Annotated in this window: 4 protein-coding genes, 1 tRNA gene and 2 rRNA genes (1 of these 7 cut by a window edge); 6 read left to right on the top strand and 1 reads right to left on the bottom strand. The window is 67.7% G+C overall.

Annotated elements, in window-relative coordinates; all coding sequences use genetic code 11:
- The 4 genes from C9F11_RS29730 to C9F11_RS29745 form a co-directional block, all read left to right on the top strand.
- Positions 1–1751: ribosomal RNA gene (locus C9F11_RS29730) — 23S ribosomal RNA — on the top strand; it begins 1373 nt to the left of the window's first position.
- 86 nt (positions 1752–1837) lie between these two features.
- A 5S ribosomal RNA gene (gene rrf / locus C9F11_RS29735) occupies positions 1838–1954 on the top strand.
- A 115-nt stretch (positions 1955–2069) separates the two neighbouring features.
- Positions 2070–2732: a DegT/DnrJ/EryC1/StrS family aminotransferase gene (locus C9F11_RS29740; RefSeq protein WP_138967132.1), complete on the top strand. Its 663-nt coding sequence runs from the start codon at positions 2070–2072 to the stop codon at positions 2730–2732.
- Between the two features lie 87 nt (positions 2733–2819).
- A tRNA-Thr gene (locus tag C9F11_RS29745) sits at positions 2820–2895 on the top strand.
- A 93-nt stretch (positions 2896–2988) separates the two neighbouring features.
- Here the strand turns inward: C9F11_RS29745 and C9F11_RS29750 are convergent.
- The gene (locus C9F11_RS29750; RefSeq protein ID WP_249401928.1) at positions 2989–5649 is read right to left on the bottom strand and encodes a SpoIIE family protein phosphatase; all 2661 of its coding nucleotides are present in this window, start codon (positions 5647–5649) and stop codon (positions 2989–2991) included.
- A gap of 256 nt (positions 5650–5905) precedes the next feature.
- On the opposite strand from C9F11_RS29750, the gene C9F11_RS29760 reads away from it, so the two are divergent.
- Entirely contained in the window at positions 5906–11419 is a 5514-nt protein-coding gene (locus tag C9F11_RS29760) for a HAMP domain-containing protein (protein ID WP_138962149.1), read from the top strand.
- A 301-nt stretch (positions 11420–11720) separates the two neighbouring features.
- Positions 11721–12404, top strand: coding sequence for a response regulator (locus C9F11_RS29765; protein WP_138962150.1), 684 nt, complete (start codon positions 11721–11723; stop codon positions 12402–12404).
- Positions 12405–12665: the final 261 nt, after the last annotated feature.

Below are 12665 nucleotides of genomic sequence, written 5' to 3' on the forward strand. Positions count from 1 at the left end.
GCAGGCATGAGTAGCGATACATACGTGAGAAACGTGTGCGCCGATTGACTAAGGGTTCCTGGGTCAAGCTGATCTGCCCAGGGTAAGTCGGGACCTAAGGCGAGGCCGACAGGCGTAGTCGATGGATAACCGGTTGATATTCCGGTACCCGCTTTGAAACGCCCAATATCGAGCCCATTAATGCTAAGGCCGTGAAGCCGCCCTGGAGCCTTCGGGCAAAGGGGAGTGGTGGAGCCGCCGATCCAAGGTGGTAGTAGGTAAGCGATGGGGTGACGCAGGAAGGTAGTCCAGCCCGGGCGGTGGTTGTCCCGGGGTAAGGGTGTAGGCCGTGTGATAGGCAAATCCGTCACACATTAAGGCTGAGACCTGATGCCGAGCCGATTGTGGTGAAGTGGATGATCCTATGCTGTCGAGAAAAGCCTCTAGCGAGTTTCATGGCGGCCCGTACCCTAAACCGACTCAGGTGGTCAGGTAGAGAATACCGAGGCGTTCGGGTGAACTATGGTTAAGGAACTCGGCAAAATGCCCCCGTAACTTCGGGAGAAGGGGGGCCACGCCTGGTGATGGGTTTTACATCCTGAGCTGGGGGTGGCCGCAGAGACCAGCGAGAAGCGACTGTTTACTAAAAACACAGGTCCGTGCGAAGCCGTAAGGCGATGTATACGGACTGACGCCTGCCCGGTGCTGGAACGTTAAGGGGACCGGTTAGTCACTCTTCGGGGTGGCGAAGCTGAGAACTTAAGCGCCAGTAAACGGCGGTGGTAACTATAACCATCCTAAGGTAGCGAAATTCCTTGTCGGGTAAGTTCCGACCTGCACGAATGGCGTAACGACTTCTCGACTGTCTCAACCATAGGCCCGGTGAAATTGCACTACGAGTAAAGATGCTCGTTTCGCGCAGCAGGACGGAAAGACCCCGGGACCTTTACTACAGTTTGATATTGGTGTTCGGTTCGGCTTGTGTAGGATAGGTGGGAGACTGTGAACCCGGTACGCCAGTATCGGGGGAGTCGCCGTTGAAATACCACTCTGGTCGTGCTGGATGTCTAACCTGGGTCCGTGATCCGGATCAGGGACAGTGTCTGATGGGTAGTTTAACTGGGGCGGTTGCCTCCCAAAGGGTAACGGAGGCGCCCAAAGGTTCCCTCAGCCTGGTTGGTAATCAGGTGTTGAGTGTAAGTGCACAAGGGAGCTTGACTGTGAGACTGACGGGTCGAGCAGGGACGAAAGTCGGGACTAGTGATCCGGCGGTGGCTTGTGGAAGCGCCGTCGCTCAACGGATAAAAGGTACCCCGGGGATAACAGGCTGATCTTCCCCAAGAGTCCATATCGACGGGATGGTTTGGCACCTCGATGTCGGCTCGTCGCATCCTGGGGCTGGAGTCGGTCCCAAGGGTTGGGCTGTTCGCCCATTAAAGCGGTACGCGAGCTGGGTTTAGAACGTCGTGAGACAGTTCGGTCCCTATCCGCTGTGCGCGTAGGAATATTGAGAAGGGCTGTCCCTAGTACGAGAGGACCGGGACGGACGAACCTCTGGTGTGCCAGTTGTTCTGCCAAGGGCATGGCTGGTTGGCTACGTTCGGGAGGGATAACCGCTGAAAGCATCTAAGCGGGAAGCCTGCTTCGAGATGAGTATTCCCACCTCCTTGAGAGGGTAAGGCTCCCAGTAGACGACTGGGTTGATAGGCCAGATATGGAAGCCTGGTAACGGGTGGAGTTGACTGGTACTAATAGGCCGAGGGCTTGTCCTCAGTTGCTCGCGTTCACTGTGTTGGTTCTGAAACCACGAACAACCCCATACTTCGGTGTGGTGCGGTAGTTCACAGTTTCATAGTGTTTCGGTGGTCATAGCGTGAGGGAAACGCCCGGTTACATTCCGAACCCGGAAGCTAAGCCTTACAGCGCCGATGGTACTGCAGGGGGGACCCTGTGGGAGAGTAGGACGCCGCCGAACAAAATTTGATAAGAGCTGGTCCCTGAACTTCGGTTCAGGGACCAGCTCTTTTTTGTTTTGCGTTACTTCCCGTTCACGTTGCGCGATCAGCATCCGTCACATGGGGACAGAAGCGTTGCTCAGAGCGGCAGGCGTAGGCAGCGGCGACGAGGTCGTCGTACCCGCGTACGGGAGTTCCTCGGTCGCCGAAGCCGTGATCTCCGCGGGAGCCATGCCGGTGTTCGCGGACATCGAACCGGCCACGTACTGCCTCGACGCCGACGCGGTCGACGCCGTCCGCACCGAGCGCACGGCGGCCGTCGTCGTCGTACGGCGCTTCGGGGGCCGGGCCGACATGCCGCGGATGCACGCGCTCGGACAGCGGCACGGGATGCTGGTGCTCGAAGAAGGTGAGCAGGGCGCGACGTACGACGACGTCGCACGGCGACGGACGCACGCCGCGTACCTCACCGCCCGCCTCAAGGGCGTGCACACCCCCGCCGGCGGCGAGAGCCACAGCTACCAGCAGTACGTCGTCCGCGTGCCCGGCAACGGGCGGCCGGACCGGGACGCCTTCGCGCGGGTGCTGCGGGCCAAGGGAGTCGACTGCCGGGTGCCCGTGAAGACGCCGCTGCACCGGACGCCGCAGTTCTGGCGGGACGTGGAGCTGCCGCAGACGGAGCGGGCCGCGGACGAGACGCTGGCGCTGCCCGTCGACGCCTGGCTGTCCCGGCGCGACCTCCAGCGGATCGTATCGGCGTGCAACGCGCTCGGGGGATTGCTCCAGCCGGCGTTTTAGCCACCGGAGCAGGGTGGTTCGAGACCACCGGATGTTCGGGTATGATTTATTTCGTTGCCGCGCGGAAAACCGCGAAAGGCGCAACTGGCCCCTATAGCTCAGTCGGTAGAGCGTCTCCATGGTAAGGAGAAGGTCAGCGGTTCGATTCCGCTTGGGGGCTCCATTCGAAAAGGCCACCGCCTCACAGGCGGTGGCCTTCTTCGTTTCCCGGGCCGGCCTCCGTGCCCTTTCACGGCACGGCGACCAGCCTGTGAGTTCAGCTGTGGAGTTCCGGGACGCGCATCGCCAGGATCGCCATGTCGTCCGACGGCGCGTCCGTGGCGAAGCGCTCCACCGCGCGCATGATGCGCGCCGCCACCGCGCCCGCCGTGAGCCCCGTGCAGGTCGTGAGGACGTCCGCGAGACCGTCGTCGCCCAGCATGCGGGTGCCCTCGCGGCGCTCGGTGACGCCGTCGGTGACGCAGAGCAGGACGTCGCCCGGGTCGAGCGTCATCGTCTGCTCGTACAGATCGAGGTCCTCCATGACGCCGAGGAGCGGCTGCGGCTCCGCGTACGGCTCGACCGTGCCGTCCTGGCGCAGGCGCAGCGGCAGTGGATGGCCCGCACAGACGATCTTCAGGACCGCGGAGCCGTCCTCCTGGGGCCGCAACTCGCCGTACAGGAGGGTGAGGAAGCGGCTGCGGGCGCCCTCGTCGAGGATCGCCGCGTTCAGGCGCTCCAGGACCGCGGGGCCGCCGAAGCCCTCGCGGGCGAGGAGGCGCAGCGCGTGCCGGGCCAGGCCCGTCACGGCGGCCGCCTCGGGGCCGGTGCCGCACACGTCGCCGATGGCGAAGCCGTAGGCGCCGTCGCTGATGGGGAACAGGTCGTAGAAGTCGCCGCCGACCTCGTTGCCCTCGCCCGCCGCGCGGTAGATGACGTCGACCTCCACGCCGGGGACCTGGGGCAGGCCGGGCGGGAGCAGGCTGCGCTGGAGGGACTGGCTGATGGCCGTGCGCTCCGAGTACAGGCGGGCGTTGTCCAGGGCCAGGGCGGCCCGGCGGGACAGGTCCTCGGCGAGTTCCAGGATCTCCTGGCGGAAGTGCTCGTCGGCGGGCTTGCCGAGCGTGAGCATGCCGATGACGCGGTTGCGGGCGACCAGGGGCAGGACGACCGTCTCGCCGCCCACCGCGGACGCCGTGGACAGCGAGGTGCCGATGCCGCCCATGGTGGACACGGGCTCGCCGAGGCCGAGGTTGCGCATGGAGTTGCGCAGCGCCGACTGGTGGGCGGCCTCGGACGGGGCCTTCCAGATGCGGGCGCCCGGGGTGGGCACCGGTTCCGGCGGGTCGACCTTCTTGAGGAGCGCTTTCAAGCCGTCGATGCGCTCCTCGTCCTCGTGCAGGACGTACGAGAGGTACGGCTCCGAGGCCTGGTCGGCGATCGTGTAGACGGCGCACCAGGTGGCGAGCGTGGGGACCGTCATCTGTGCCATGAGCGCGAGGGTCTGGTCCCGGTCGAGCGTACCCGCGAGCAGGTCGGAGGCCTCGACGAGGAAGGAGAGGGAGCCGCGGCGCAGCCGCTGCAGATCGCCGAGCCGGGCCGACTCGATGCCGAGGGCGATGCGGTCGGCGGCGAACTGCAGGCGCAGGGCCTCCTCGTTCGAGTACCGGTTCGGCGCCTCGGCGGCGACGCCGAGGGAGCCCGTGAGGCGGCCCTCGACCTTCAGGGGGACCGTGACGACCGAGCGCATGCCCGTGCTCTTCAGGAGGGGCACCGCGTCCGGGACGACCGTGAGGTCCTCGTGGACGGCGGGCATGCGGGCGGAGCCGTAGCGTCCGGTGCCCGCCTCCACGGGGACGCGGGCGAAGCGCTGGCGGGCGGAGGGCAGGCCGGTGGAGGCGCGTACTTCCAGTTCCGTCTCGTCGTCCGTGGCCAGGAGCAGGAAGGCCGCGTCGCCGTCGAGCATGTCGCGGGCGCGCTCGACGGTGCGCTGGAGCAGGCCGTCCAGGTCCTCGGGCGTGGGGGTGCCGATGAAGACCTCGAAGGGGTCGGCGGCGTGCGGCTCGCTCAGGGCGCCGGACTCCGGCGACGGGCCGCGCAGCGGGGTCTGCAGGACGGCGCGCTCGTCGTCGCGTACGAGCAGACAGACCGTGGATGGCTCGCCGTCCGTATCGCGGACGCGCAGGTGGGAGGCGTAGACGGGGGTGACGCGGCCGTCGGCGTCGCGGATGCCGTAGCTGCCCTCCCAGCGCGAGAGCTGGAGGGCGTCGGCGATGCCGGTGCTGGTGCCCGGGGTGTGCGGCCAGGCGGCGAAGTCCGTGAGGGGCTTGCCCGTGACCTGCTCGGCGACGTACCCGAAGAGTTCCTCCGCGTCCTCGTTCCAGGCGGAGATGGCGCCCGCGCGGTCGATCTGGACGACGGCGACGCGGACCCGGCCGTCGGTGATCGGGAGCAGGTCGGGCGGCAGCGTGGGGCCGGCGGCGCGGGTGCCCACGGGGCGGTCGGGCAGGTCGAGTTGGAACCAGACCTGCTTGTGCGTGGGGGTGTAGTCAACGCCCCAGCGGGTGGCGAGCGCGGCGCAGAGCTGGAGGCCGCGGCCGCCCTCGCGGTCGGGGCTGCCCATGGTCGCGGGGGAGTTCTGGAGGGGGATCTCGCGCTCGGGATAGCGGTCGGAGACCTCGATGCGGACGGTGTCGTCGGTGCGCAGGCACTGGACGTCGGCGGCGGTGCCCGCGTGGACGACGGCGTTCGTGACCAGCTCGCTGGTCAGCACGACCGCGTCGTCGACGATGTCCGAAAACCCCCACCCCTGAAGGGTGTCCCTGACGAACGAGCGGGCCGTCGCGACGGAACGCCCGACGGGTTCGAAAGTCGCAGCCGCGCGCGCGGTGATCACAGAGCTCCTCGTCCGTTGTCCCCCGGGAATCTGCAGTCCCATGGTGCGGCCGCCCCTCCGATGCCCGCTGAATATGTGTGCCACCGCCCTGGCCGGGCAGGACCGGGGTGGTTGGACAGCCGGATGCCAGGTTACTTACCTTCGCCGTCCATGCTGATGCCGGTCGCCAGTGTTTCCGCCCGGAGGGTGTGCGGACGGTGTGCGAAGCTGCCGAACTGTTATGGCCTGGTTCGGCCGTGGTGAAACACTGGGCAGGCTTGAGACGAGCAGTACGGTCGACCCTTGCGGGAGGGACACAGTGGAGTCTGGCGCTGCGACGCGGGGCAGTAAGACGCGCGCGAAAGACGGACGGTCCCTGAACGGTCAGCGCAAGCCGCGGAACGGGACGACGGTCACGGTGGAGGCGGCGGCCCTGAACAGGCTGCTGACCGCGCTCGTGGCCATGCGGGACGGGAATTTCCGCAAACGGCTCACGGTCACGGGCGACGACGCGATGTCGGAGATCGCCGCCGTTTTCAATGAGGTCGCGGACCGTAATCTGCACCTCACCGGAGAGCTGTCGCGGGTGCGGCGCACGGTGGGCCGTGAGGGCAAGCTCACAGAGCGGCTCGAGGCCGGGGCGATGGAGGGCTCCTGGGCGTCCGCGATCGACGCGGCGAACGACCTGGTCGACGATCTCGTACGACCGGTCTCCGAGGTCGGCCGGGTGCTCTCCGCGGTCGCCGACGGCGATCTGGAGCAGCGCATGGAGCTGCGCGCGCACGTGGCGGACGGCAACGGCCATCCGCTGCGCGGCGAGTTCCTGAAGGTCGGGCGCACGGTCAACAACCTGGTGGACCAGCTGTCCACGTTCACCGACGAGGTCACGCGCGTGGCCAGCGAGGTGGGCACGGAGGGCAAGCTGGGCGGGCAGGCCCGGGTGCGCGGCATGTCCGGTTCGTGGAAGGACCTCACGGACTCGGTCAACACGATGGCGTACCGCCTGACGGCGCAGGTGCGGGACATCGCGCTGGTGACGACCGCCGTGGCGAAGGGGGATCTGTCCCGGAAGGTCACGGTTCACGTGGCCGGCGAGATGCTGGAGCTGAAGAACACCGTCAACACGATGGTGGACCAGCTGTCCTCGTTCTCCTCGGAGGTCACGCGCGTCGCGCGCGAGGTCGGTACGGAGGGCGAGCTCGGCGGGCAGGCGCAGGTGCCGGGCGTCGCGGGCGTGTGGAAGGACCTCACGGATTCGGTCAATCTGATGGCCGGGAACCTGACGGCGCAGGTGCGCGGCATCGCCCAGGTCACGACGGCGGTCGCCAACGGCGATCTGTCGCAGAAGGTACGGGTGAGCGCGCGCGGCGAGGTGGCGCAGCTCGCCGGGACCATCAACCAGATGACCGAGACGCTGCGGACGTTCGCCGACGAGGTCACACGCGTGGCCAACGAGGTCGGCGCGGAGGGACAGCTCGGCGGTCAGGCCAACGTGCCGGGCGCGGCCGGCACCTGGAAGGACCTCACCGACTCCGTCAACACGGTCTTCCGGAATCTGACGACGCAGGTCCGTGACATCGCCACGGTGACGACGGCGGTGGCGAACGGCGACCTGTCGCAGAAGGTCACGGTCGACGTCGCGGGCGAGATGCTCGAACTCAAGAACACCGTGAACACGATGGTGGACCAGCTGTCGTCCTTCGGCGACGAGGTGACCCGGGTGGCGCGCGAGGTCGGCGCCGAGGGCCAGCTCGGCGGCCAGGCGCAGGTGCCGGGCGCCGCGGGCACCTGGAAGGACCTCACCGACTCGGTGAACACCGCCTTCCGCAACCTCACGGGCCAGGTCCGCAATATCGCGCAGGTGACGACGGCGGTGGCCAACGGCGACCTGTCGCAGAAGGTCACCGTGGACGTCTCCGGCGAGATGCTCCAGCTGAAGAACACCGTGAACACGATGGTGGACCAGCTGTCCTCGATGGCCGACCAGGTCACGCGGATGGCCCGGGACGTGGGCACCGAGGGCCGGCTGGGCGGTCAGGCGCGCGTGGACGGCGTGAGCGGCACCTGGAAGGAGCTGACGGACTCCGTCAACTTCATGGCGGGCAATCTGACCTCCCAGGTCCGCCAGATCGCCCAGGTGACGACGGCGGTGGCGCGCGGCGACCTCTCCCAGAAGATCGACGTGGATGCCCGCGGCGAGATCCTGGAGCTCAAGAACACCATCAACACCATGGTCGACCAGCTCTCCGCCTTCGCCGACCAGGTGACGCGTGTCGCCCGCGAAGTGGGCACGGAGGGCAGGCTCGGCGGCCAGGCGCAGGTCCCCGGCGTCGCGGGCGTGTGGCGCGACCTCACGGACTCCGTGAACGGCATGGCGGGCAACCTCACCGCGCAGGTCCGCAACATCGCGCAGGTCGCCACGGCGGTGGCGCGCGGCGACCTGTCGCAGAAGATCGACGTGGACGCGCGCGGCGAGATCCAGGAGCTGAAGAACACCCTCAACACGATGGTGGACCAGCTCTCGGCCTTCGCGGAGCAGGTGACGCGCGTCGCCCGCGAGGTGGGTACGGACGGCATCCTGGGCGGTCAGGCCGAGGTGCAGGGCGTGTCGGGCACCTGGAAGGACCTGACACAGTCCGTGAACGGCATGGCCAACAACCTGACGCTCCAGGTCCGCAACATCGCGGAGGTCACGACCGCCGTCGCCCGCGGCGATCTGTCCAAGAAGATCACCGTCGACGCCAAGGGCGAGATCCTCGAACTCGTCACGACCGTGAACACGATGGTGGACCAGCTGTCGTCGTTCGCCGAGCAGGTCACGCGGGTCGCCCGCGAGGTGGGCACCGAGGGCAAGCTGGGCGGCCAGTCCCGCGTCCCGGGCGTCACCGGCATCTGGAAGGACCTCAGCGACAACGTCAACCTGATGGCCAACAACCTGACCATGCAGGTGCGCAACATCTCCCAGGTCGCCGCGGCCGTCGCCAACGGCGATCTGACGAAGACGGTGACGATCGAGGCGCGCGGCGAGGTCGCGCAGCTCGCCGACACCTTCAACACCATGGTGAAGACGCTGAGTTCGTTCGCCGACCAGGTCACCAAGGTGGCGCGCGAGGTGGGCACGGACGGCATCCTCGGCGGCCAGGCCCGCGTCCCGGGCGTCTCGGGCACGTGGAAGGACCTCACCGAGTCCGTCAACGGCATGGCGTCCAACCTGACCGGCCAGGTGCGCAACATCGCGATGGTCACGACGGCCATCGCCAAGGGCGACCTCACCAAGAAGATCGACATCGACGCGCGCGGTGAGATCCTGGAGCTCAAGACGACCATCAACACGATGGTCGACCAGCTGTCGTCCTTCGCCGAGGAGGTCACCCGCGTCGCCCGCGAGGTGGGCACGGAAGGCCAGCTCGGCGGCCAGGCGCGCGTACGGGACATCGACGGCACCTGGCGCGACCTCACGGAGTCCGTGAACGAGATGGCCGGGAACCTCACCCGGCAGGTGCGCGCGATCGCGGCCGTGGCCACCGCGGTGACCCGCGGCGATCTCAATCTGAAGATCGACGTGGACGCGGCGGGCGAGATCCAGGTCCTCCAGGACAACATCAACACGATGATCGCGAACCTCCGCGACACCACGCTCGCCAACAAGGAGCAGGACTGGCTCAAGGGCAACCTGGCCCGCATCTCCGGTCTGATGCAGGGCCGCCGTGACCTGGAGGACGTCGCCTCGCTGATCATGAGCGAGCTGACGCCGGTGGTCTCGGCGCAGCACGGCGCGTTCTTCCTGGCGATGGCCACCGACGACGCGAACGACCCGGGGCGCGACGAGGACGCGTACGAACTGCGGATGCTGGGCAGCTACGGCTACTCGATGGGGTCGATGCCCACGTCGTTCCGGCCCGGTGAGACGCTGATCGGCACGGCCGCCAAGGAGCGCCGCACGATCCTCGTGGAGAACACGCCCTCGGGCTATCTGCGCATCGCCTCCGGACTCGGCGAGGCGCCCCCGGCGCAGGTCATCGTGTTGCCGGTGCTCTTCGAGGGCAAGGTGCTCGGGGTGATCGAGCTGGCGTCGTTCCAGCCGTTCACGCAGATCCAGAAGGACTTCCTGAGCCAGATCGCCGAGATGATCGCAACGAGCGTCAACACCATCAGCGTCAATACGAAGACGGAGATGCTGCTCAAGCAGTCGCAGGAGCTCACCGAGCAACTGCGCGACCGCTCCGAGGAGTTGGAGAACCGGCAGAAGGCGCTCCAGGACTCCAACGCCGAGCTGGAGGAGAAGGCCGCGCTGCTCGCCCAGCAGAACCGCGACATCGAGGTGAAGAACACCGAGATCGAGGAGGCCCGGCAGGTCCTCGAGGAGCGTGCCGAGCAGCTCGCGGTGTCGATGCGCTACAAGTCCGAGTTCCTGGCGAACATGTCGCACGAGCTGCGGACGCCGCTCAACTCGCTGCTGATCCTCGCCAAGCTGCTCGCGGACAACGCCGACGCGAACCTCACCCCCAAGCAGGTGGAGTTCGCCGAAACGATCCACGGGGCGGGTTCGGACCTGCTCCAGCTGATCAACGACATCCTGGACCTGTCGAAGGTCGAGGCGGGCAAGATGGACGTCAGCCCGACGCGCATCGCGCTCGTCCAACTCGTGGACTACGTAGAGGCCACTTTCCGTCCACTGACCGCCGAGAAGGGGCTCGACTTCTCCGTACGCGTATCGCCGGAGCTGCCCGCGACGCTGCACACGGACGAACAACGTCTCCTTCAGGTACTGCGCAACCTGCTGGCCAACGCGGTCAAGTTCACCGACACCGGTGCGGTGGAGCTCGTCATCCGGCTTGCCAGCAACGACGTGCCGAACGCGATCCGGGAGCAGCTCCTTGAGGCCGGTTCGCTGCGCGACCCGGACGCCGATCTGATCGCCTTCTCCGTGGCGGACACCGGCATCGGCATCGCGGCCAGCAAGATGCGGGTGATCTTCGAGGCGTTCAAGCAGGCGGACGGGACGACCAGCCGCAAGTACGGCGGCACTGGTCTGGGCCTGTCCATCAGCCGGGAGATCGCCCGGCTGCTCGGCGGCGAGATCCACGCGGCCAGCGAACCGGGCCGAGGTTCCACCTTCACGCTGTATTTGCCCCTGCACCCGAGCGAACTGCCGCCGCAGGGGTACGCCCAGCTCGCGTCGCCCGCCGCCCCCGCGCTGCCCGCCCTGGAGAGCCTGACCGAGGCCGCGGGGAACGCGGCCGAGGACACCACGGCTCCCGGGACGGCGCGCTCGGAGGTCGTGGAGCGACACGCAGGGCCCGCCGCCCTGTTCCGGCGCCGCCGCCGGGCCGCGCTGCCCGCGGAGCCCGCCGGCGGGGTTCCGCAGCCCGGCCCCAGGGCCGGCGGGGGAGCCCAGGAGCAGTGGCAGGAGGGCGCCGCGCAGGACGAGACAGCCACGCGCGCGGGGTTCCAGTTCGACGGCGAGAAGGTCCTCATCGTCGACGACGACATCCGTAACGTGTTCGCGCTCACCAGTGTCCTGGAGCAGCACGGCCTGTCCGTGCTGTACGCCGAGAACGGCCGCGAGGGCATCGAGGTCCTGGAGCAGCACGACGACGTGACGGTCGTTCTGATGGACATCATGATGCCGGAGATGGACGGCTACGCGACGACGACGGCGATCCGCAGGATGCCTCAGTTCGCCGGGCTGCCGATCATCGCGCTCACCGCGAAGGCGATGAAGGGCGACCGGGAGAAGGCCATCGACTCCGGAGCCTCCGACTACGTGACGAAGCCGGTCGATCCCGATCACCTGTTGTCGGTGATGGAGCAGTGGATGCGGACGGAGTGACGGAGCGTGGCCGCCGCCCCGTCCGCGGCCGCTCCCGTGGACCATCGGTGAGGCGTCCGGAGGAGCCGCACCGCTACGCGGAGTTGCTGACAGAGTGTGGCCGACGCCGTGTAGAACCGCGGTATTCGGGGAACCTTCTGGTCCGCCACTGCGTTTCTGCTACGTGCACAGTGACATCGCGGTGACAGGGTGTGGCGACGGGCGGGGTGCGGCTACCATGACCGGCACAAGGACGGACGACGCAAGAAAGTCGTCCTCTGGGGCGGCGCCCGGTGTACCGCCGGGGCGAGGAGGGCGGGCCATGGTGCAGAAGGCCAAGATCCTCCTGGTCGATGACCGGCCGGAGAATCTGCTGGCGCTGGAGGCCATCCTCTCTGCGCTCGATCAGACGCTGGTGCGGGCATCGTCCGGGGAGGAAGCGCTCAAAGCGCTGCTGACGGACGACTTCGCGGTCATTCTCCTGGACGTCCAGATGCCAGGCATGGACGGCTTCGAGACCGCGGCGCACATCAAGCGGCGGGAGCGGACCCGGGACATCCCGATCATCTTCCTCACGGCGATCAACCACGGCCCGCACCACACGTTCCGGGGGTACGCGGCCGGCGCCGTGGACTACATCTCCAAGCCCTTCGACCCGTGGGTCCTGCGCGCGAAGGTCTCGGTGTTCGTCGAGCTGTACATGAAGAACTGCCAACTGCGCGAGCAGGCGGCCCTGCTGCGCCTCCAGCTGGAGGGCGGTGGCAAGGCGGCGGCCGAGGACGCCAAGGAGCCCGCCAACCTCCTGGCCGAACTGTCCGCGCGGCTCGCCGCCGTTGAGGAGCAGGCCGAGGCCCTGTCCAAACAGCTCGACGACGACTCCGCCGACGCGGCGGCCGTCGCCACGGCAGCCCATCTCGAACGCAAACTCACCGGTTTGCGCAGGGCTCTTGACGCCCTGGAACCGGGCACCGGCAGCGGCGCGCCGTCGGTGCCCTCACAGAACTGACGGCGGCCCTTGGGCGGCCGTCCGCGTGGTGCCCACGGCGGCCCGCGCGGGGCCCACGGCCGCCTGCGCGATGCCCATGGCTGTCGCGTCACGGTGACCGCGACTGTCGCGTCCCGGTGCCCGGCGTCGCCGCACCACCGTGCTGGGCACTGCCGCACAGGCGACGGAAGCGATGGTTCCGTACGATGCGTCGGTGGCTCCCGGCATCTGCCGTGAGCCTTCGTCAGCCGTCCTGTGAAGCCTCGTCAGTTCGCCGCCCGT

The organism is Streptomyces sp. YIM 121038, from assembly GCF_006088715.1.
Classification (GTDB): Bacteria; Actinomycetota; Actinomycetes; order Streptomycetales; family Streptomycetaceae; genus Streptomyces.

Coding starts and splice junctions, on each gene's coding strand:
- C9F11_RS29750 (WP_249401928.1), bottom strand. CDS start 5,649: ATGGGACTGCAGATTCCCGGGGGACAACGGACGAGGAGCTCTGTGATC.
- C9F11_RS29765 (WP_138962150.1), top strand. CDS start 11,721: ATGGTGCAGAAGGCCAAGATCCTCCTGGTCGATGACCGGCCGGAGAAT.